The sequence below is a fragment of the Streptomyces changanensis genome (assembly GCF_024600715.1).
GTDB classification, from domain to species: domain Bacteria; phylum Actinomycetota; class Actinomycetes; order Streptomycetales; family Streptomycetaceae; genus Streptomyces; species Streptomyces changanensis.
In genome coordinates, this window is record NZ_CP102332.1 from 631129 (window position 1) to 652800 (window position 21672).

At 76.2% G+C, this 21672-nt stretch carries 16 protein-coding genes and 2 pseudogenes; 6 read left to right on the forward strand and 12 right to left on the reverse strand.

The window, feature by feature from the left end:
* Nucleotides 1–36: 36 nt before the first annotated feature.
* The 10 genes and pseudogenes from NRO40_RS02705 to NRO40_RS02750 all read right to left on the reverse strand — a co-directional run bounded on the left by NRO40_RS02705 (nt 37) and on the right by NRO40_RS02750 (nt 10618).
* Nucleotides 37–948, reverse strand: coding sequence for a universal stress protein (locus tag NRO40_RS02705; protein WP_058940345.1), 912 nt, complete (start codon nt 946–948; stop codon nt 37–39).
* Nucleotides 949–1427: 479 nt separating this feature from the next.
* Nucleotides 1428–1739, reverse strand: a pseudogene (locus NRO40_RS02710) (STAS domain-containing protein); the annotation flags it as partial.
* On the reverse strand, nt 1736–3019 hold the full coding sequence (locus NRO40_RS02715; protein ID WP_058940346.1) for a PP2C family protein-serine/threonine phosphatase: 1284 nt from the start codon (nt 3017–3019) through the stop codon (nt 1736–1738). The pseudogene NRO40_RS02710 and the gene NRO40_RS02715, both read right to left, overlap by 4 nt.
* 29 nt (nt 3020–3048) lie before the next feature.
* Nucleotides 3049–3387: pseudogene (locus NRO40_RS02720) on the reverse strand (alpha/beta fold hydrolase); the annotation flags it as partial.
* 160 nt (nt 3388–3547) lie between these two features.
* Nucleotides 3548–5557, reverse strand: a complete 2010-nt coding sequence (locus NRO40_RS02725) for a helix-turn-helix domain-containing protein (protein ID WP_079046791.1) — start codon at nt 5555–5557, stop codon at nt 3548–3550.
* A gap of 88 nt (nt 5558–5645) precedes the next feature.
* Nucleotides 5646–6467: a 3-hydroxybutyrate dehydrogenase gene (locus NRO40_RS02730; RefSeq protein WP_079046792.1), complete on the reverse strand. Its 822-nt coding sequence runs from the start codon at nt 6465–6467 to the stop codon at nt 5646–5648.
* A gap of 199 nt (nt 6468–6666) precedes the next feature.
* Nucleotides 6667–7149, reverse strand: a complete 483-nt coding sequence (locus NRO40_RS02735; protein ID WP_058940348.1) for an NUDIX hydrolase — start codon at nt 7147–7149, stop codon at nt 6667–6669.
* Nucleotides 7150–7159: 10 nt separating this feature from the next.
* Complete coding sequence (gene lnt, locus NRO40_RS02740) at nt 7160–8773, reverse strand: apolipoprotein N-acyltransferase (protein ID WP_232790932.1); 1614 nt, start codon at nt 8771–8773, stop codon at nt 7160–7162.
* Nucleotides 8774–9148: 375 nt separating this feature from the next.
* Nucleotides 9149–9754 (reverse strand): hypothetical protein, encoded by a 606-nt coding sequence (locus NRO40_RS02745; RefSeq protein WP_058940350.1) that lies wholly within the window; start codon nt 9752–9754, stop codon nt 9149–9151.
* Between the two features lie 66 nt (nt 9755–9820).
* Nucleotides 9821–10618, reverse strand: a complete 798-nt coding sequence (locus tag NRO40_RS02750; protein ID WP_058940351.1) for a glutamate racemase — start codon at nt 10616–10618, stop codon at nt 9821–9823.
* Nucleotides 10619–10676: 58 nt separating this feature from the next.
* On the opposite strand from NRO40_RS02750, the gene NRO40_RS02755 reads away from it, so the two are divergent.
* Complete coding sequence (locus NRO40_RS02755) at nt 10677–11870, forward strand: glycosyltransferase (protein ID WP_257375321.1); 1194 nt, start codon at nt 10677–10679, stop codon at nt 11868–11870.
* Nucleotides 11871–11874: 4 nt separating this feature from the next.
* Here the strand turns inward: NRO40_RS02755 and NRO40_RS02760 are convergent, their stop codons facing one another.
* Nucleotides 11875–13170 carry a TerD family protein gene (locus NRO40_RS02760; protein ID WP_232790933.1) on the reverse strand — a complete coding sequence of 432 codons (1296 nt, stop codon included), beginning with the start codon at nt 13168–13170 and terminating at the stop codon, nt 11875–11877.
* A gap of 247 nt (nt 13171–13417) precedes the next feature.
* Here NRO40_RS02760 and NRO40_RS02765 point away from each other — a divergent pair, with 247 nt between their 5' ends.
* The 3 genes from NRO40_RS02765 (at nt 13418) to NRO40_RS02775 (ending at nt 17429) form a co-directional block, all read left to right on the forward strand.
* The gene (locus tag NRO40_RS02765) at nt 13418–13909 is read left to right on the forward strand and encodes a DUF6643 family protein (protein ID WP_058940354.1); all 492 of its coding nucleotides are present in this window, start codon (nt 13418–13420) and stop codon (nt 13907–13909) included.
* 63 nt (nt 13910–13972) lie between these two features.
* On the forward strand, nt 13973–14839 hold the full coding sequence (locus tag NRO40_RS02770) for an MOSC domain-containing protein (protein ID WP_058940355.1): 867 nt from the start codon (nt 13973–13975) through the stop codon (nt 14837–14839).
* A 151-nt stretch (nt 14840–14990) separates the two neighbouring features.
* Nucleotides 14991–17429 (forward strand): right-handed parallel beta-helix repeat-containing protein, encoded by a 2439-nt coding sequence (locus NRO40_RS02775; protein ID WP_058940356.1) that lies wholly within the window; start codon nt 14991–14993, stop codon nt 17427–17429.
* A 157-nt stretch (nt 17430–17586) separates the two neighbouring features.
* Here NRO40_RS02775 and NRO40_RS02780 read toward each other — a convergent pair whose 3' ends face one another.
* Nucleotides 17587–19944 carry a hypothetical protein gene (locus tag NRO40_RS02780; protein WP_058940357.1) on the reverse strand — a complete coding sequence of 786 codons (2358 nt, stop codon included), beginning with the start codon at nt 19942–19944 and terminating at the stop codon, nt 17587–17589.
* A gap of 273 nt (nt 19945–20217) precedes the next feature.
* Between NRO40_RS02780 and NRO40_RS02785 the strand changes: the two genes are divergently transcribed.
* Both NRO40_RS02785 and NRO40_RS02790 read left to right on the forward strand, forming a co-directional pair.
* Nucleotides 20218–21075, forward strand: coding sequence for a DeoR/GlpR family DNA-binding transcription regulator (locus tag NRO40_RS02785; RefSeq protein ID WP_058940358.1), 858 nt, complete (start codon nt 20218–20220; stop codon nt 21073–21075).
* The gene (locus NRO40_RS02790; RefSeq protein ID WP_058940359.1) at nt 21072–21527 is read left to right on the forward strand and encodes an SRPBCC family protein; all 456 of its coding nucleotides are present in this window, start codon (nt 21072–21074) and stop codon (nt 21525–21527) included. Before NRO40_RS02785 ends, NRO40_RS02790 begins: the two co-directional genes overlap by 4 nt.
* Nucleotides 21528–21672: the final 145 nt, after the last annotated feature.

The window sequence follows — 21672 nt, forward strand, 5'->3', positions numbered from 1 at the left end:
GCGCCGGCCGCCGCCGTCCCGGCACGGGGAAGTGGTTCAGTCGGCGTTCGGGGCGCCCGGGGCCGGCGTGACGGCGACGGGGCACTCGGCCGTGTGCAGGACCTCCGCGCTGACGGACCCGAGGATCAGCCTGCGCAGGCCGGTGCGGCCGTGGGATCCGACGACGAGCAGGGACGCGTCACGTGAGGCCTCGGCGAGCAGCGTGGCCGGGCGCGTGTGCTCGATGCGCAGGTCGGCCCGCACGGCGGGGTGGCGGTCGCGCCGTCGGTCGATCTCCTTCGTGAGGAAGTCACGCGCCCCCTGGTCCAGGACCGCGAAGTCTGGGGGCACCATGCCGATCGGGCCGGTGGGGACCATCCCGGGGCTGAAGGCGCCGTGGACCAGCTCCAGGCGGGCTCCGCGCAGGTCGGCCTCCACGTACGCGAGGTCCAGGGCCTCCAGGGAGGTGTCCCCCGTGTCCACGCCGACCACGACGCGGCCCTCCCGGGGCTCCGCGGTCACGCCGGGACGCACCACGACCACCGGGCAGTGCGCGTGGGTGGCGACCTGCCAGCTGACCGAACCCAGCGGGAGCCGCGGGAAGCCGCCGCTGCCGCGATGGCCGACCACGATCATCTCCGCGTCCCGGGACCACTCGACCAGTACGGCCGCCGCGTGTCCGAAGGGCAGCTCGCCCGCGACGGCCACCTCGGGGAACTCGGACCGCGCGAGGTCCTCGTACCGGCGCAGGAGGCGTGCCCCCTCGCTCGCCGCCGAGCCCCCGTCGTGCTCGACGGGTTCGTCGCCGCGCGTACCGGTCAGCGGCGACCGGATGGCATGGGCGACCTGGAGGGGGCAGCCGCGGAGCGCCGCTTCCCGCGCGGCGAACAGGACGAGACGCTCCTGGCCCGACCCCTCGTCCACACCGACGACGATCGGCTTGCTCCGGCTGGGTACGGCGCTGGTCATGACCACACTCCCGGCAGGTCGCTCCGGTGGACGGTGCGGGTACGGGCCCGCACGGGTACCCCGGTGACGCGGGTCGAGACATGCCACCCGGGGCATCGGCGGGCGGTGACGGTGGCCGCGGTCCACCGGCCTGGGAGCGGACCGGCCCCCGTGCCGAGCGGCGGCGCCGGGAGCGCCCGGGCGTGGGGGCCGGCGACCCCGGGAGGGGAGCGGTGGGGGAAGGACGCATCGCACACCGCCCCGAGGGGACCGTCACGGATTCGACGTGCGCTGGACGCACGGGGGCGCCCGCCGCGCCGGCCGTCGTACGGGCGGTACGCGGCCGCGCGCGGTGGCGCGGTCTTCCTGGACGCGGGATTCCTCCGCCCGGACGGCGGAGGGGGTTCACCCGTCAGGGCCCCGGCCTGCCTGCGCGGCCGGACCCGCCGGTCCCGCGCCCCGGAGCCGGCCGTCAGAGGCGGCCGGCGGCGTCGCGGTCGGGGGTGGAGGGCGAAGATCTGGTCCAGGCCCACGATGCGCAGGACGCGCAGGGTGTGGTCGGGGACCGCGGCGAGCGCGACGTCGGCGTCGGCGGCGAGGGCGTGGTTGCGGACGACGATCAGGGCGGTGATGCCGCTGGAGTCGCAGTACTCCATGTCGCCGAGGTCCACAACGAGGCGCCGGCCCGGCTGGAGGGTGAGCGTGGTGATCCGTGCCCGCAGCTCGCCGGCGGTGTGGTAGTCGAGATCGCCGACGATCTTCAGGACCGGGCCGGTCGGGGCGTCCCGGGTGGTGACCTTCAGCGCGCTCATCCGGCGGTCCTCGTCTCGGGGGCGGCGGCGTGGCCCGGCACGCCGAGGGCGAGCAGGGCGGTGTCGTCGTCGAGGCCGTCACCGAAACCGTCCAGGAGGCCGGTCAGCGCCTCGATGACGGCTTGGGGCGGCTCGCCGGCGTGGCCCGCGACGAAGTCGCGCAGGGCCTCCTCCCCGTACAGGCTGGTGCGATCCTCACCGGTACGGGCTTCGGTGAGGCCGTCGGTGTAGAGCAGCAGGGTGTCGCCGGGGGTGAGGGTGGTGGTGGCGGTGGTGAAGGGGGCGGCGGGGAGGATGCCGACGAGGAGGCCACCGGGGGTGGGCAGGAAGTCGGCCGTGCCGTCGGCGCGCAGGATGAGGGCCGAGGGGTGGCCGCCCGAGGCGAGGCGGACGTGGACCCGTCCGGTGGCGGGGTCGGGCTCGAGGACGCCGAAGACGGCGGTGCAGTAGCGCGGGTCGCTCCCGGTGTAACGCTCGAGGAGCACCTGGTTGAGGGTGGACAGGGCGGAGACGGGGTCAGGGTCGTGCAGGGCGGCGGCGCGCAGGGTGTAGCGGGTCAGGGAGGTGACCGAAGCGGCTTCGGGGCCCTTGCCGCACACGTCACCGAGGAAGAAGGCGGAGCGCGTGCCGTCGACGGGGAAGAGGTCGTAGAAGTCGCCCCCGAGCTGGTCCGGGGAGGCCGTGCGGTAGTGGGCGGCCGTCTCCACGCCGGGTACCCGCGCCAGGGTGGCGGGCAGCAGTGACTGCTGGAGCACGGCGAGGACGTCCTGCAGCCGGGCCCGGTCGGCCTCCGCCTGCTTGCGTGCTCCGTCAGCCGCTTGCCGGGCGCGCAGGAGTTCCTCTTCGTAGGCACGGCGGTCCCGGGCGTCGAAGACGGTGGTGCGGATCAGCAGCGGGTCGCCGGTACTGCCGTGCTTGACGACGGAGGAGACCAGGACCGGCATCCGGCCGCCACCGGCCTGCCTGACCTCCAGGGCGATGCCGTTGATCTCGCCCCGCATCCGCAGCAGCGGCGCGTAGTGCGTCTCGTGGTACAACCTGCCGCCCACGGTCAGCAGGTCGGTGAACCGCATCCGGCCCACCACCGCCTCCCGCTCCAGACCGAGCCAGCCCAGCAGCCGGGTGTTGATCTTCGCGATGGTGCCGTCCATCAATGTGGACAGGTACCCGCACGGAGCGCCGTCGTACAGTTCCTCGGCGCTGTCCTCCAGCAGCGCGGCGAACGTCGCGTTCGCCGTCTTGCGGCCCTGCGGGTCGGGCTGCTGCCCGGTGCGGCACATCATGGCCGGCGCGCCGGGAAGTCGGTGCTCGCGCCGACGCGCTCCGCGGCCATGCCGGCGGCCGGCACGCCGCTCATCGCGCTGACGGGGTGCCCCACGAACACCGCGTCGCGCAGGTCGAGCGCCTCGCACACCTCCACCACGTCCCGGGTGTACCCCGACAAGGAGGCGTGATGCTCCTCCGCGAAGGCGGACGGGTCCGAGCGGCGGGAGCCCACGTAGTCGAACCCCACCCGGTAGTCCTCCACCGGGGCGGGCAACGTCAGGCGCCGAAAGTTCTGATCACCACCCACCCCGTGGGCCGGCACCACCACCGGCCCCCGCGGGTCACCGGTGACCGCGCCGCTCTTCCGACGAACGATGTTCATACCTCCCACTCTCCCAGCCCGCTCCGGCACGACCCACCCCGCACCGGCGCCACAGCGGCGCGGAACGGGTGAGTGGAGGCGGAGGCGGAGGTGTACGGGGGCGTCCGGTCGGGAGGCGTGGACGCCGTGAGGGGCCGGGGCGCGTGGACGCCCGGGCCCCTCACCGCGTGAGCGCGGGGGCCATCAGGTGCAGGCGCAGGGCGAGCCGGACCTCGAAGGACCGGTCGGGGGACTGCCAGTCGTCGCCCAGGAGCCGCGCCACCCGCTCCAGGCGCTGCGCCACGGTGTTCACATGGACGTGCAGGCGGTCCTTGGTGCGGGCGGGACTCATGCCGCTCGCGAAGTACGCGTCCAACGTGCCGACCAGGTCGGTGCCCCGGCGCCGGTCGTAGGCGATGACCTGCCCGATCGTACGGTCGACGAAGCCGTCGATGTCGCGGGTGTCCGCCAGGAGCAGACCGAGGAAGCCGAGTTCCTCCACGGCGGCGCCCTCGCCCGTGCGGCCGAGCAGCGCCAGTGCGTCCAGACAGCGGCGGGCCTCCGCGTAGGCCGGGGCGATGGCGCCCGGGCGGGTGGCGGGCGCCTCCACCGCGCACGACGCGCCGACCGTCACCGGCTCGCGCAGGGTGCGGCCCAGGTCGAGGGCGGTACGGCGGGCGACCGCCGCCGCGGTGTCCCCCGGGCGCAGCGGCAGCAGCAGGACCGTACCGCCGTCCCGGGTGGAGGCCAGGCCCCGGTGGGTGGCGGCGAGGTGGGAGGCCGCGGACCACAACCGCCGCCGGTCGGCACGGGCGTGCTCCTCCGCTGCCGGGCGGTCCACCCGCGCGGCGAGGACCACGTGCGGTACGTCGAAGTCGGCGCTCAGCCGGGCCGCCCGCTCCTCCAGGAGCCCCCGGTCGCGGTCCGGCGTGTCGATCAGGTCGTCCAGCAGCTCGCCCCGGACCCGCTGTTCCGCCTCGCCGGCGGAGCGGCGGGCGAGGAGCAGCAGGGACGTGACCATGGCGGCGCGCTCCAGGGTCCGCCGGTCGACAGGGTCGAGCCGGGCGTTGCCCCGGAGGACCAGCGCGCCGAACACCTCGCCGCCCGCCGACACCGCGGCGGTGACGTCCGCTCCGCGCAGCACCGCACGGCCGTCGGCGGACGCCCGGTGCCGCGGCGCCTCGGTGAACTCGACCGTGCCGCCGAGGACCTCCGACACCGCGTCCACCACGTCCTGGACGCCACCGCCGCGCAGCACCAGCTCCGTCAGCCGGTCGTGGACCTCCGACGCCCGCTCGATGACGCCGCTGCGGTCCCGGATGATGCCGTTGGCGCGCTCCAGCTCGGTGAGGGCCGCGCGGGTCTCCGACAGGAGGTTCGCCGTGTCGATGGCGACCGCGGCGTGGGCGGCGAACGAGCCGAGCAGGGCGACCTGTTCGCGTTCGAAGACCCGCGCGCGGCGGTCCGCGGCGAACAGGACGCCGATCACCTGACTGCCCAGCGTCAGCGGCACCCCGAGGATGGCGACCAGGCCCTCGTCGCGCACGCCCGCGTCGATGGTCCGCGTGTGCCGGAACCGGTCGTCGTCGAAGTAGTCGTCCGTCACGTACGGGCGGGCCGTCTGCGCGACCAGCCCGCCGAGACCCTCCCCCATCGCGAGGCGGAGCTGCTGGAAACGCGCCGACACCGAGCCGTCGGTGACGCGCATGTACGTGTCGCCCGCGACCGGGTCGTTGAGGCTGAGGTAGGCGACCTCGGTACCGAGGAGGGAGCGGGCGCGCTGCACGATGGCGCGGAGCACCGCGTCGAGGTCCCGCAGGCCCGCCAGGTCGTGGGCCGTCTCGAACAGGGCGGACAGCTCCGCTTCGCGGCGTCGGCGCCCCTCCAACTCGGCGCGCACGCGCAGCGCGAGCTGCTTGGCGCGCTCCAGTTCGGCGAGCGCGGCGGCGTCCGCGCCGCCCGCCCGGGCCAGGAGCACCGGGCGGTCGTACGCCTCCGCGGCCGCGCCCCGCGCCAGCAGCTCCAGGTAGGCGTCCGGCTCGGGGTGGGGGTGGGAGTGAGCGGAGCCGGGGCGTGCGTCGGGGCCTGGGTGAGCGGGCGGGCCTGGGTGAGCGGGCGGGCGAGGGTGAGCGGGCGGGCGGGGGTGAGCGGGCGGGCGGGGGTCGGGTAGCGGGTGCTGGTCCTCGGACATGGTCACAGGGATACCTGCCGTGTGTCGGGGTGCACCAGACCTGTGGACGACGGTCCGGCCCGGGTTCCGGTCACCGAGTCGTGCGGGGTCAGTGGGCCGTCCAGCCGCCGTCGAGGGTCAGGGACGTGCCGGTGACGAAGGCCGCCGACGGCGTGCAGAGGTAGGCGACGGCCTCGGCCACCTCCTCCGGTTCCGCCAGCCGCTTGAGGGGCGTGTCCCTGAGCAGCACCTCGGACAGGACGCGCTCGGGCGGGATGCCGTGGGCCGCCGCCTGATCGGCGATCTGCCGCTCCACGAGCGCCGTGCGCACGTACCCGGGGCTCACGCAGTTGGACGTGACCCCGTGGGGCGCGCCCTCCAGCGCGGCTGTCTTGGACAACCCCTCCAGACCATGTTTGGCCGCCACATAGGCGGACTTGAAGGCAGAGGCGCGCACCCCATGGACGGAGGAGATGTTGACGATACGGCCCCAACCCTGGCCGTACATGTGCGGCAAGGCGCCCCTGATCAGCCGGAACGGAGCCTCCAGCATGACGGTGAGCACCGTGTGGAAGACCTCGGGCGGGAAGTCCTCCAGGGGCCGCACGTGTTGCAGCCCGGCGTTGTTGACGAGGACGTCGACGCCGGCGGCCGCCGCCTCGGCCGCGTCCAGGTCCGTCAGGTCGAGCACCTGCGGCCGGACCGTACCGGGCAGTTCACGCGCCTGGGCCTCCAGCGCGCGCAGGCCGTCCGCGTCCCGGTCGACGGCCCGTACCCGGGCACCGGCGGCCGCGAGCCGCAGCGCGCAGGCGCGGCCGATGCCGGCGGCGGCGCCGGTGACCAGCGCGGTGCGGCCCGCCAGGTCGAGCCCGACCGGGCGGGGCGGAGTCGTGGCCGTGGACGGGGCCGGGCTCGGGGAAGGGGGTGGGATCCGGGCCGCGGGCGGGGCCGGGGCTGGGGGCGGAGTCGGGGCCGGGGGTGGAGTCGGGACCGTGGGCGGGGCGGTGGGTGGGGCAGTAGGTGGAGCCGGGGCCGTGGGCGGGGGTGGCGCGGTGGGTGGGAGTGGCGTCGTCATGGTTCGCACCGTACGGAGCCGGTGTTCGTTCGCTGATGTGGGCGGCGGCCATACTTCAGTCAGCAGGGGTGGTGGCGAACCATGTGGGGGCGTCGGTGCGCGCCTGCTTGATGCGGAACAGCTGACTCTCGTGCAGCCGGGGCAGCGCGTCCACGCGGAACCAGCCGACCTCCAGCGCCTCGTCGTCGTGGACACGGGCCTCCCCGCCCGTGGCGCGGCACCGGAAGACGATGTCCATGTACTGGCACTGGTCACCGTTCGGGTACGTGACGGGCTCCGGCTGCGCGGCCACCATGACGACGCGCTCCGCGACGCACTCGACGCCGGTCTCCTCGTACACCTCGCGGACCGCGGTGACGGCCGGCTGCTCCCCCGGCTCGGCGATGCCGCCGATCAACGCCCACTTGCCGTCGTCGACGCGTCGCATCAGCAACACCCGGTCCTCGTCGTCCAGGACCACGGCGGTGACGCCGGGCAGCAGCAGGAGCTGGTGCCCGGCGGACGCCCTGAGAGCCTTGATGAAATCGGGGGTCCCCATACGAACGACCCTACTGGTTCGGTGCGGTCCTCCCCCGGCGCGCGGCCCGGGCACGGACCGCCACCCAGCCGAGACCGCCCAGGGCGAGCGCGGCGAGCGCCGCCTCCGGCCAGACGCCCAGACGGGTCGCCGGAGTGAGCGAGGAACGCAGCGGCACCTCGGCCACCAGGGCGTCCGGTGTGAACAGCCGCGACTGCCGGACGACCCCGCCGTCCGGCAGGATGATCGCGCTGACGCCGCTGGTGACGGGGACGACCACGGTGCGGCTGTGCTCGACCGCCCGCACACGGTCCATCGCGAGCTGCTGGTAGGTCATCTCGGTGCGTCCGAAGGTCGCGTTGTTGCTGGGTACGGAGATCAACCGCGCGCCGTGCGTGACGGTGTCGCGGACCGCCCAGTCGAACGCCGCCTCGTAGCAGGTGGCGAGGCCGACGCGGGTGCCGGCGAGGTCGAAGACACCGACCTCGGTGCCGGGGCCGAAGTCGCGGCTGACCCGGTCCACGTCCTCGTTGAAGAGGCGGACGACGGAACGCATCGGGATGTACTCGCCGAACGGCTGCACGTGCCGCTTGTCGTACGTGGCGACGGGGCCCCGCCCCGGCTCCCACTGCACGAGCGTGTTGCGCAGCGTGCCCGTCTCAGGGGTGAGGACGGCGCCGACGACCGTGGGCACCCCGATCGCCCGGACGGCCCGGTCGATGGCCTCGCGGGCGTCGGGGTTGCGGTACGGGTCGAGGTCGGAGGAGTTCTCCGGCCACAGGACGAAGTCGGGCCGCGCGGCCTTGCCGGCGGCGACGTCGGCGGCGAGCTGTTCGGTGCGGCGCGCGTGGTTGTCGAGGACCGCACGGCGCTGGGCGTTGAAGTCGAGGCCCAGGCGGGGCACGTTGCCCTGGATGGCGGCGACCGTGGCGGTGCCGTCCTCGGCCGCCGTGGAGACCAGCGGCCGGGCGGCGGCCGCGCCGGTCACGGGGACCAGCATGGAGAGCGCGGCCACGGCGAGCGGAGCGCGCGGGAGCCGGCCGGAGGCGCGGCGGAGACGGGCCGCGCGGACCGCCTCGTACAGGCCGAAGCCGCACAGGGCGACGGCGAAGCCCAGGACCGGCGTGCCGCCGACCGCGGCGAGCGGCAGGAACACCCCGTCCGCCTGGCCGAACGCGATCTTCCCCCAGGGGAAGCCGCCGAACGGTACCCGAGCGCGCAACCCCTCCCCGGCCACCCACACGGCGGCGGCCCAGACCGGCCAGGCGGGCAGCCGCGTGACGGCGGCGACACCGAGACCGGTGGCGGCGACGAAGAGCGACTCGACGGTGACGAGCGCCAGCCACGGCACGGGTCCCACCTCCTCGCCGGTCCACCTCAGCAGCGGCAGCAGGAAGCCGAGCCCCGTCAGGAACCCGAAGCCGAACCCGGCCCGCAGGCGGCGCCCGCGCAGGGTCCACCCGAGGAGGGCGAAGGCGAGGGGCGCGAGCCACCACAGGGGGCGTGGCGGGAAGCTCAGGAAGAGCACGACCCCGGCCAGCAGCGCCGCTCCCGGCCGCACGAGCCGCCGCGGCCACCGCCCTCGGCGGGGCTCCCCCTGCTCGGGGGGACCGGGTACGGCGAGGGGGGTCATGGTGGCGCTCACCTGCCGGAGTCTACGGCGCGTCGCCGGCCGCCGGGGAGGGGGACCGCTGGGCCCGGACCGTCTGGCGGTGGGTGGGTGGGGCGGTGGGTCCGGGGCCGTCGGGGCGTGGGCCGGCGCGGCGCCGGTGTCGGGTTCCCGGGGGACGGGACGACGAGCGGGCGGGACGGTGGGTGGGGCGGGGCCGCGGCGGGTGGGGCGGGGCCGCGGCGGGTGGGGCGGGGCCGCGGCGGGTGGGGCGGGGCCGCGGCGGGTGGGGCGGGGCCGCGGCGGGTCACCTCCTCGGGGTCGGCGGCCTCGGGTACCGCCGACGTGGACCCGCTGTCGCCGACCCCTGCGGGGGCGACCCACCACGGCCCCGCCACTCGCCGTGGGCCGTTACCCGGCGCCCTTGCGGAGCGGTGGCGGGTCTGGTCCGCGGCGCAGGTGCAGGCGGTGGCGGATGACCCGGACCGCGGTCTCGGCGTCGTCGACGGTCACGGTGAAGCTGCGGCCGTCCCCGAGGGTGAGGACCAGGCCCTCGCCGCGGCGTACGACGACGGCCGTGCCCTGCTCCGGGCGCCACCGGTAGCCCCAGCCGCCCCAGTGCCGGGGGGTGACGCGGGGGTCGAACTCCGCGCCGACCACGTGGTCGAGCGGGATCCGGCGGCGCGGCAGCCCCATGTGGCCGCAGCGCACCTCCAGGGCGTGCCGGTCCACGATGAGTTCGACGTGGACGAAGGCGAGGGTCCCGAAGAGGACGAGGAGCCCGACGGTGACGCAGCCGACGACGGCCATCAGTACGGCGGTGACGCCCGCGGTCCACGCGGCGCCGAACGCGAGCGCGACGCCGAGGGCGAGACAGGCGGCTCCGCCCGCGGCGAGCAGCCACTGCACGCGGTTGGTCGCCCGTCCCTTCCAGGTCTCCGGCACGGCCGGCACGAAGTCCGGGGAGGGGCGCTCGGCGCGGGGCGGGGTCGTCTCCGGGTCCCGGGGCTCCCTCATGGTGCGGAGCCTACCGAGCCGGGTCCGGCGTGGCCCACGGTCCGGGGCGTCCGGGTGAGGTGGTCGTCAGGCCGCCGCCGTGGGTGCCAGCAGCAGGCGGCCCTCCGGGTAGGCGAGGGCCTCCGGGGGCAGGGCGGAGGGGCGACCGCTGAGGAGCACCGTGAGCGCGGGGCCGGTGTACCCGGCCGGGGCGGCGTCCGGCCGTGGGTCGGCGCCCACGCGGCGCAGGGCCTGCGCGGCGACGGCATGCGCGGAGCCGTACAGGGCGACGTCCCGGCCGGTGACGGGGCGCAGTGCCGCGCGGATGCGCTCCTCGACCAGCTCGTAGTGGGTGCAGCCGAGGACGACGCTGGTGACGCCGGCCGGCGTGAGGGCGGCCGCCGCGGCGACCGCCGCGTCGATGCGCCGCTCGTCGGCGTACTGCACGGCGTCCGCGAGGCCCGGGCAGGGCACCTCGGTGACGTCCACACCGGACGCGAACTCCGCGATCAGCCGCCGCTGGTAGGCGCTGCCGGTGGTGGCCGGGGTGGCCCAGATGGCGACGGGCCCGCCGCCCGCGGCGGCCGGCTTGATCGCCGGTACGGTGCCGATGACGGGGATGCCCGGCTCCAGCTCGGCGCGCAGGGCGGGCAGGGCGTGGACGGAGGCGGTGTTGCAGGCGACCACGAGGGCGTCGGGCGCGTGGGCGGCGGCGGCACGGGCCACGGCCAGCGCGCGCGTGGTGACGTCCTCGGGGGTACGGGGCCCCCAGGGGAGGCCGTCCGGGTCGGAGGAGAGCACGAGCTCGGCGTCCGGCCGCAGCCGGCGCACCACGGCGGCCGCCGCCAGCAGGCCGATCCCGGAGTCCATGAGCGCGATCTTCACCCGGTCACCCTAGCCGACCGCCCTCACGCGCGCCCCGATGTGGGGCAGACTGCCGCGAATGAGTTTGATTGCGTGGATCGCCCTTGTTTCGTGCGTCGCGTGGGCGTGGCTGCTCCTCGGGCAGGGCCTGTTCTGGCGTACCGACCAGCGGCTCCCCCGCGGCTCCGTCGAGCCCGTCGCCTGGCCTTCGGTGGCCGTCGTCGTCCCGGCCCGGGACGAGGCGGAGGTGCTGCCGGTGAGCCTGACCTCACTGCTGCGCCAGGACTACCCGGGCCGGGCGGAGATCGTCCTCGTCGACGACGGCAGCACGGACGGGACGGGGGAGCTGGCGCGGGCTCTGGCGGAGCGGTGCGCGTGGCGGCACGGGGGCGGGCTGCCGCTGAACGTGGTCAGCCCCGGGCCGCCGGAGCGCGGTTGGACGGGCAAGCTGTGGGCGGTGCGGCACGGCATCGCGGTGGCGCGCGGGCACGGGGAGGGCGGTACGGACTTCCTGCTGCTGACGGACGCCGACATCGCGCACGCGCCGGACAGCCTGCGCCGCCTGGTGGCGGCCGCCACCTCGCACCGTCTCGACCTGGTGTCGCAGATGGCGCGGCTGCGGGTGGCGGGCGGGTGGGAGCGGCTCGTCGTCCCGGCCTTCGTCTACTTCTTCTGCCAGCTGTACCCGTTCCGGTGGGTCAACCGCGCCCGCGCGTCGGCCGCGGCGGGCGGCTGCGTGCTGCTGCGGACGGCGGCGGCCGAACGGGCCGGGGTGCCCGGGGCGATCCGGGGCGCGGTGATCGACGACGTCGCCCTGGCGCGGGCGGTGCGCCGCTCGGGCGGGCGGATCTGGCTGGGGCTGGCCGACCACGTCGACAGCGTGCGGCCCTACCCGCGGCTCGCGGACCTGTGGCGGATGGTGGCGCGCAGCGCGTACGCGCAGCTGCGGCACAGCGTGGCCGTGCTGGCCTGCACCGTCGCGGGCCTGGCCCTGGTGTACCTGGCGCCCCCGCTGTGTCTGGCGGCGGGGGTCGCGGGTGGTGACGCGGTGGCGGCGTGGGCGGGCGGCGCCGCGTGGGCCGTGATGGCGGGGACGTACGTGCCGATGCTGCGCTACTACCGGCAGCCGCTGCGGGGGGCCGTGCTGCTGCCGGTGACGGCCTTCCTCTACCTGCTGATGACGGTGGACTCGGCGCTGCGGCACCACCGTGGGCGGGGCGCGGCCTGGAAGGGGCGTACGTACGGCGCGCCGCAGGCCGTTTCGGAGCGGTAGCGGTTCACTTGCGGCCCGGTGTCCAGTTCATGCCCCAGCCGTAGGCGTGGTCGATGGTCCGCTGGGGGCTGACGCCGCGCTCCGGGACGAGGTAGCGGGCCTCGCGCTGGACGACCAGGTCGTCCCCGTGGCGGGTGATCAGGGCGAGGGCGCAGACCGTGGAGGGGACGGTGCACTCGTCGAGGAAGAACTCGACGGGGGCGCCGTGCTGCGGTGTGAGGGTGACCGTCGCGTTCAGGTCGGCGAAGCTGCGCGCGCCCTCGTAGATGGTGACGAAGACGAGGATCCGGCGGAACGCGTCCCGGTGGTCGAGGTTGACGGTGAGGTTCTCGCCGGTCGCCACCGCGCCGGTGCGGTCGTCGCCGTCGAGGTGGATGTACGGGGGCCGGCGCAGGTCGCCGAAGGTGTTGCCGAGGGCCTGGACGACGCCCTTGCTGCCGTCCGACAGTTCGAACAGGGCGCACAGGTCGAGGTCGAGGTCGGAGTGGTGGGCGACGGCGCGGCCGCGCTTGGCGCCCCACCCGCGGAACTGCTTGCGCACCTCCCAGTTGAGGTTCACGCGCAGTGCGCCGGAGGTGCCGCCCTGCTTGGCGAGGGAGACGGTGGGCGCCTCCTTGGTCAGGGTGACCTTGGAGAGGGACACCGGAGTGGGCGCCGGGGGCGGTGTGGGCGCGGGCGGCGGGGGCGGTACGGGTGTGGGCGTCACGGGCCGGGCGGGCGGGGTGGGGGCGGTGGGCGCCGCACCGGCGTGGCGGGGCGGGGGCATGGCGGGCTGGGGGTCGTCCACGGTGATGCCGAAGTCCCGCGCCAGCCCTTCGAGTCCGGTGCCGTACCCCTGGCCGACGGCGCGGAACTTCCACGCGCCCTGCCGCCGGTACAGCTCGCCCATGATGTAGGCGGTCTCCACGGTGGCGTCCCGGCTCTCGTACCGTGCGACCTCCGTGCCGTCCGCGGCGTCGAGGACCCGCACGTACAGGCCGGGCACCTGGCGGAAGGTGCCGCCGTCGGCGGACGCGGTGAGGACGACGCGCTCCACGCCGGGCTCCACGCGCGGGAGGTCGACGGTGAGGGCGTCGGTCACCGACGCGCCGGCGGTGCGCTTGCCGTCGTGGCGCACGGCACCGGAGGGGTGCGCCGGCTGGTTGTAGAAGACGAAGTCCGCGTCGGAGCGCACCTTGCCCGACGCGAGCAGGAGCGCCGAGGCGTCGACATCCGGGACCCCCGGCCCCGCCTCCCAGCCCAGTTCGACCCGGAGCGGCCGGGCCGGCACCGGAACGTTGGCTCCCTTAAGCATGGACATGCCCGCCCCCATCGTCTGTCGAGCCCCTCGTGACGTGTGTACGGGCCACGTTAGGCGCAGCGGCGGCGCCCCGTTGGGCAGACTCGTCGGTAACCCCTCGCCAGCTCGGGCTTTACACGATCATTACGCCGCTCCGTGACCGATTTCCCCCGGTTCGTCGCATTGGTGTTCCGCAGCCGCACAAGACGCGTCAAACAACCCGCTTATCGGCCTTCCACCCGGCACACCGGGGGCTTAACTTAGGGCCATGACCTCCCCCCGTGCCTCGTACGGCGGTGCGTACTATCACGCGCCGTCGTTCCCGGACACCCCGATCTACGACTCCCTCGTCGCAGAGCGGGGCACGCCTCAGATCGCCCCGATCCGAGTGCCCGCCGCGTACGACACCGGCAGCGCGTACCTGCCGGCGCTGCCCGCGGCCCTCCCCGCCCTCCCGGCGGCCCCCTCCCCCCAGCCCGCCGCCACCTACGGCGGTTACGGCTACGGCTACCCCCAGCAGGCCGCCGCCCCGCACCACGCACCGGCGCACCAGACGCCCGCCTCCTACGTCCCCCAGCAGACCGCCGCGCCGCGCGGCTACGGCTACCCGGGCCCGCAGGGTCCCCAGCCGATGCGCCCGGTCGCCCCGGCGACCACGGGGTACGAGGCGATGCGCCCCGCCGCGGCCCGCCCCGCCCCGGCGCCCGCGCCCGCCCCGTACGACGACCCGTACCGGACGTACCAGGGCGGCGGTTACTGACGGAAGAGGGCGGGGCGGGGGACCGGCCGGAGGCGGGCCGGGAGCCGCTGGCAGGATGAGGCCATGCCGAGTCACGAGGTCACGCCCCGACCCGCCCTGAGTTCCCTGCACGTCCATCCCGTCAAGGCCCTCGGTCGCTCCTCCCCCGCCCAGGCGGTCGTGGAGCCCTGGGGCCTCGCCGGTGACCGCCGCTGGATGGTGGCCGGCGCGGGCGGCAAGGCCGTGACGCAGCGTCAGTACGCCCGGCTGGCCCTCGCGTCCGCCGAGGCCCTGCCCGACGGCGGGGTCCGGCTCACCGCGCCCGGCCGTGCGCCGCTCACGGTGCGGGTGCCCGACCCGGCGGTCGGCACGGTCGTCGTGGACGTCTTCGGCACCGCGGTCGACGCCGTGCCCGCCGGCCCCGACGCCGACGCCTGGTTCGGCGCGTACCTCGACGCCGAGGTACGGCTCGTGCACATGGACGACCCGGCCCGACGCCGCCCCGTCGACCCGGAGTACGCGCTGCCCGGCGAGACCGTCAGCTTCGCCGACGGCTACCCGCTCCTGGTCACCACCACGGCGTCCCTCGACGCGCTCAACGCCCTCATCGCCGCGGGTGAGCACCCCGAGGAGGGGCCGCTGCCCATGGAGCGGTTCCGGCCGAACGTCGTCGTCGACGGCACCGAGGCGTGGGAGGAGGACCGGTGGGCGCGCATCGCCATCGGGGACGTCACCTTCCGCGTCGCCAAGCCGTGCGGCCGCTGCGTCGTGACCACCACCGACCAGCGCACCGGTGTGCGCGGCCGGGAGCCGCTGCGCACCCTCACCCGGCACCGGAGGTTCGGCAGGAAGCTGGTCTTCGGGCAGAACCTCGTCCCCGAGACGACCGGCACCCTGCGCGTCGGCGACCCGGTGCGGATCCTCGCCACGCGGGACGCGCCGACGGCCTGACGACCCGTGGCACCACGCCGGCGGCCCCGCGCCGGGGCCGGCCGGCTCCCGGGGCGAGCGGGCAACTCACCGTGCCCGTGCGCGCTACGGTGGTGCGACGGGTCGGGCGGCGGACGGCCACGAGCGCACGAGGTGGGGGCAGAGCAGCACCATGGCACAGGGCACGGTCCAGGTGACGCACAGCGGTACGTCGCGGTGGCGGCGGCGCACCGGCGAGTACACCTCCCTCGCGGCGGCCCTGGAGGCCGCGGCCGACGGCGACGTCCTGACCGTCGCCCCGGGCACCTACCGGGAGAACCTCGTCCTGCGGCGAGCGGTGACGCTGCGGGGCGCGGACGGGGCGGTCGGCCCGGTGCGCATCGCCCCGGCCGACGGCGTACCGCTGACCGTGCGCGCCTCCGCGACCGTACGGGACCTGCACCTGGAGGGCCAGGACGCCGCGGCGCCCGCGCTGCTCGTCGAGGACGGCACCCCGGAACTGCTCGACCTGCGGATCGTGACCCGCTCGGCGGTCGGCGTGGAGGTGCGGGGCGCGGCCCGGCCGACCGTGCGCCGCTGCACCGTCGACAACCCCGCGGGCGTCGGCATCGGCGTCCTGGACGGCGCGGGCGGGGTGTTCGAGGACTGCGAGGTCGTCTCGGCGGGCCAGGCGGGCCTGTCGGTGACCGGCGGCGCCCACCCCCGCGTCGAGCGGTGCCGCATCCACCACGCGTCGGGGGCGGGCGTCTCTGTGACCGGGGAGGACAGCGGGCTGGAGGCCGTCGGCTGCGAGGTGTACGAGATCCGGGGCAGCGGCGTGCGGATCGGCGGGCGCGCCGTCGCCCACCTGACGGACTCCAGCGTGCACCGCACGTCGGCGGACGGGGTGACGCTGGACACCGACGCGGTGTTGACGCTGTCGGACTGCGACATCCACGACGTGCCGGAGAACGCGATCGACCTGCGGTCCCGCTCGGTGCTGACGCTGACCCGGTCGAAGGTTCGGCGGTTCGGGCGCAACGGCCTGTCGGTGTGGGACCCGGGAACGCGCGTCGACGCCAACCAGTGCGAGATCCACGACAGCACCGGCGACTACCCCGCGGTGTGGGTGAGCGACGGGGCGACGGCCGTGCTGGACGCCTGCCGCGTCCACGGCGTGCCGGACGCGCTGTTCGTCCTGGACCGCGGCTCGCGGGTCGACGTGGTGGACAGCGACCTGTCGCAGGTGCGCAACACCGCCGTGTCGGTCAGCGACGGGGCGACCGCCCAGCTCGACGACTGCCGGGTACGGGACGCCGCGACGGGCGCCTGGTTCCGCGACCACGGCAGCGGCGGCACGCTCTCCGGCTGCACCTTCGACGGGGTGCGGACCGGTGTCATCGTGAGCAAGGGCGCCGACCCGGCGGTGGAGCGGTGCACGGTCACCTCCCCGTCCGAGGCCGGTTTCTACGTGTCGGCGGAGGGCCGCGGCACGTTCCTCGGCTGCCGCGTCACGGGCAGCGGCGGTTTCGGCTTCCACGTGACGGACGGGTGCCGGACGACGCTGCGCCGGTGCCGCACGGAGCGGTGCGCGCGCGGTGGTTACGAGTTCGGCGAGGACGGGCCCCTGGTGGAGGAGTGCGCGAGCGACGAGAGCGGCGTGGCCGGCCGCGCGGGCGTCACCGCCGGCGCGGTCGGCGCCCCCGCGGTGGGCGCGCCGGCGGTGGGCACGCTCGCCGTGGGCGGGGTGCTCGGTACGGTGCCCGCGCAGGCCCCCGCGGCCGGGGCCGCGCCGGTGGCGGCCGCCGCTCCCGCGCCGGCCCGCGCCCCCGACGACGTGCTGGGCGAACTGGACGCGCTGGTGGGGTTGGAGAGCGTCAAGCGGGAGGTCCGCACGCTCACCAACATGATCGAGGTGGGGCGCAGGCGGCAGGAGGCGGGGTTGAAGGCGGCGTCCGTCCGCCGCCACCTGGCGTTCACCGGCAACCCCGGCACGGGCAAGACGACGGTGGCGCGGCTCTACGGGGAGATCCTGGCGTCCCTCGGGGTGCTGGACCGGGGCCACCTGGTGGAGGTGTCCCGGGTGGACCTGGTCGGGGAGCACATCGGCTCGACGGCGATCCGCACGCAGGAGGCGTTCGACCGGGCGCGCGGCGGGGTGCTCTTCGTCGACGAGGCGTACGCGCTGTCGCCGGAGGACTCGGGCCGGGACTTCGGCCGGGAGGCGATCGACACGCTCGTGAAGCTGATGGAGGACCACCGGGACGCGGTGGTGGTGATCGTGGCCGGGTACACGGCGGAGATGGAGCGGTTCCTCACCGTCAACCCGGGTGTCGCGTCCCGCTTCTCACGGACCATCAGCTTTCCCGACTACACGGCTGAGGAGCTGCTGCGCATCGTGGAGCAGCAGGCGGAGGAGCACGAGTACCGGCTCGCGCCGGGTACGGCCGAGGGGCTGGTGAAGTACTTCGACGCGCTGCCGAAGGGTCCGGCGTTCGGCAACGGCCGCACCGCGCGGCAGACGTTCGAGTCGATGGTGGAGCGCCACGCGGGCCGGGTCGCCGTGCTCGCCAGCGCGAGCACGGACGACCTGAGCCTGCTCTACCCGGAGGACCTGCCGGAGCTGCCGTAGGGGGTGCCGTGCCGCTCGGGTCGGATCAGGGAGCGGTGCCCGGTTCCTGCGGTCGCGCGGTGAAGAGGGAGTCACGGCGGGGCCATGGCGACCGACGACGACGCCGCGAGGGCGCGTGCCGGGCACGGCGAGCCCGACCTGATCGGCCCGGTGCCCCCTAGGCGGGGTCGTCGTCGGCGTCGTCCGGGCCGTCCGTGCGCTGCTGGGGCACCGGCAGGGGCAGGGCGGGCGGGAGGCGGTCGAGGAGGACCGTGCGCTCCCGGGCGAACGTCGGGTCGGCCTGGTAGTCGGAGTGGCCGAGGATCGGCTCCGGCAACGGGTGGTCGTGGGTGCGGCCGTAGACGACGGGGTCGCGCAGGGGCGGGTGGTCGACCTCCGGCTTGCCGCCCTCGGCGGGCAGCCGGACCGGACCCCCGATGGGGTCGGTACGGCGCCACAGGTTGCGCCAGCAGTGCACCTCGCGGTGGAGGTCGGCGAGCGGGACGCGCCCGAAGTAGGCGGGGAACCAGCGTCCGTAGAGCCGCTCCAGTGGGGAGCCGTAGGTGAGGAGGGCGACCCGGCGGCGGGTGCCGGCGGGTAACTGCCAGACCGCGGCGGCGGCGAGGACGCTGCCCTGCGAGTGGCCGGAGATGACGAGGCGCCCGCCCGTGCGGCCCGTCCACGACGACATCCGCCACGCCAGGTCCGGCACGGCGCGCTCGGCGTAGCAGGGCGGGGCGAACGGGTGGGCCGCGCGCGGCCAGAAGGTGCCGACGTCCCACAGGATGCCGATGGTCCGCCGGGCGGAGGCGTCGCGGTAGGCACGGCGGCCCCAGGTGACGAACAGGATGAAGCCGAGGCCGACCAGCCAGGAGCCGAGCGCCTGGGCGCCCTCGGCGACGCCGTCGACGAACGCGGGCGCCCCGGAGAAGGCCTCCCCCGGTACCTCGCCGGTGGCCCAGGCGCCCGCGAGGGCCCCGGCGCCGAGCAGCAGCGTGGCGCCGGAGACCAGCCCGACGAGGGCCGGTGCCGCGTCGGTGAGCCCGGCGGCGGCGCGGACGCCCGCGATGCGGCGGGTACGGACGCGGTCGGGGTCCTCCCCCGCGTACTCGGCCTCGACGACGGGTGCGAGGCGCCGCGCGGTGTGCGCGGTCCGGGTGACGAGGAAGACCGTCGGGACCAGCAGCAGGACGAGCAGGACCGGGATGACCGCGGCCTGCCAGCTGAGCAGGACGGGCGGCCCGGCGAGGGGGCCGCGGCCGGTGCCCGGCGTGCCCGGGCCGTCCAGCCAGTCGGCGACGCGCTGGGCGACGCCTCCCGCCATGACCCCGCCGAGCGCGCACGCCAGCATGGCGACGGCCGGTCCGGCGAGGCCGTGCAGGGCGGTGCGCGGGTCGGGGGCGCGGCGGTGCAGGCGGACGGCGACGGCGGCGAGGAGCAGGATGAGGGTGCCCTGCCCGAGGGTGATCACGCCGAACGCGGCGTCGCCGGGGAGGGAGCCCGCGGACCGCCACTCGGGCCGGGACCAGGACGCGTACAGGGCGGCGAGGGCGAGGAGCGCCGCGGCGGAGCCGGGCAGCCACGCCACGAGCGCCCGGTCGATCCGGTTGTCGAGGCGCCGTTCGCTGCGGCCGCGCCGGCACACGACGCCGACGACGACGAGCCCGCACAGGGCGAGGGCCCCCTCGATACCCCAGCCGACGGCGGCGCCGGCGGTGTCGCCGCCGCGGTCGTGGCGCGCGGCGGCGCCGGCGACGGCCGCGGCGACGGTGAGCAGCCCCGCGGCGGTGTGCGCGGCCCGCAGCCGGGCGACCAGGCGCCGGCCGTACCAGAAGCCGGGGCGGCCGAGGGCGGGGCGGCCGTCCTGCTCGTCCTCCCCGCGCGGCGGGCGCTGTGCCTCGTAGGCGGACCAGGTGCGGTGCGAGAGGTACCACAGCAGGGCGACGAGGGCGGTGGGGACGAGGGCGGCGAGCGCGAGCCGGCGGCCCGGCTGGGACCACCAGCCGCCCTCCGCCGCGGAGAGGAAGCCGAGCCAGGACCGGCTCTCCACGCAGGAGGCGGTGCCCGCGCACTGCCACGCCGTCAGGTCGAGGGCGACCTCGCAGGCGGCGGCCGTGAGCAGCACGGTGAGGGAGAGGGCGACGAGCCGGACGAGGACGCCGTACAGGCGGGCCGGGCCGCGGCCGGCGCCCGACGAGGGCGGGCGCATCCAGTGGGCGAGGTTGACCACCATGAAGGGCAGGAGCAGCAGCCACAGGGCGCGGGTGCCGTTGCCGGAGGTGAGGTTGGACCAGCAGTACGCCTCGGGGACCGGGCCGTCGCGGAAGCGGTCCGGGTCGGTCTCGGCGCGCACGTCGTCGGCCCGGCGGTGCATGGCGGCGGTGCCGTCGCCGCTGACGCGGACGGTGCGCGGGTCGCCCAGCATGTCGCACGGGGTGGCGCCGCCGACGCCGTGGACGAGCAGTTCGAGCGCGGCGCCGGGCTGCGTCCGCTCCGCCGCGGCGGGCGGAGCCGGTTCCGGGGTGGGTGGGGACACTTCGGTGCTCGCTTCCTGCGGCAGGGGTGTGCGGCGGGGGTGCGCGGCGGAGCGGGGACCAGCGTGGCCCGTCGGGGCGGCGCGCCGCACGCTTCTCACGTAATCTCCCCGCGGTCCACCGGTGCGAAGCGCGTGGCAGGATGAGCTGCCCGGCGGGCCACCGTGGACGGCGGACCGGGCGGCGCACGGCCCACATGCCCCACGAGCCGCTGCGACCCGTTCCCCACGACCCACGACCGATGTCCCACGATCCCGGAAGGACCGGCCACTGCGGTGAGCGACAACCAGAACCTCCTGGCGGAGCAGCGGCGCGCCCTGATCCTCGACGAGGTCAGGCGGCGCGGCGGGGCCCGGGTCAACGAACTCACCCGCAGGCTCAACGTCTCCGATATGACGGTGCGCCGCGATCTGGACGCGCTGGCGCGGCAGGGCGTCATCGAGAAGGTGCACGGCGGCGCGGTGCCGGTGACGGAGGCGCGCACGCACGAGCCGGGCTTCGAGGCGAAGTCGGCGCTGGAGCCGGGCGCGAAGGAGGACATCGCGCGCGCGGCGGCCGCCATGGTGGCGCCGGGCAGTGCCATCGCGCTGTCCGGCGGGACGACGACGTACGCGGTGGCCCGGCGGCTGCTGGAGGTGCCGGGGCTGACGGTCGTCACGAACTCGGTGCGGGTGGCGGACGTGTTCCACGCGGCGGCGGGCGCCCTGCCGGGCGGCGGCCCGCGGCCGGGGGCGCCGACGGTGGTGCTGACGGGTGGGGTGCGGACGCCGTCGGACGCGCTGGTGGGGCCGGTGGCGGACCAGGCGATCGGGTCGCTCCACTTCGACGTGCTGTTCCTCGGGGTGCACGGGGTGTCGGTCGAGGCCGGGCTCTCCACGCCGAACCTCGCGGAGGCGGAGACGAACCGGCGGCTGGTCCGGTCGGCCCGCCGGGTCGTGGTGGTCGCCGACCACACCAAGTGGGGCACGGTGGCGCTGAGTTCCTTCGCGCGCCTGGAGGACGTGGACACGCTCGTCACGGACGCGGGGGTGCCGCCGCGGGTCCGCGACGAGATGGCGGAGCACCTGCCCGGTCTCGTCGTCGCGGGCCGGGGGGCGGACGCCGGCGAGTCGGCGCGGGAGGACGGGGCGTGAGCGTCTTCCGGCTCCGGCGGCGCACGGGGCTGTCGGCCGCCGAGGCGTGGCGCCGGGTCACCGACTGGCCGGCGCACGGCGCGGACGTGCCGCTGACGCGCGTGGTCGTGCTGACGCCGGGCCCGCCGGGCGTCGGTACGCGGTTCAGCGCCCGTACCGGGGTGGGGAGGCTCGGCTTCGACGACCCGATGCGGGTGGTGCGCTGGGAGCCGCCGGGCGCGGACCGGCCACGGGGGGTGTGCCGGCTGGAGAAGTACGGTCGGGTGGTGCGCGGCTGGGCCGAGATCACCGTCGCCGCGGACGGGCCGGGGGCCCGGGTGGAGTGGGTCGAGGAGCTGCGGGTGTTCGGCGTGCCGCGTGTGTGCGACCCGCTGCTGTCGTGGGCGGGCCGCCGGGTGTTCGGCCGGGAGCTGGACCGGCTCCTGGGCCCGTCGGCCCGCCGCCCGGCCTGACCCGGCCCGCCCGGCCTGACCCCGCCCGCCGCCCGGCTGACCCGGCCCGCCCCGGTGGGCGTGCGGGCCCGGCGGGGCGGACGGGACGGACGGGTCCGGACGGACGGGGCCGGCGGGGCGGACGAGGGTGGGCGGGCCCGGTGGG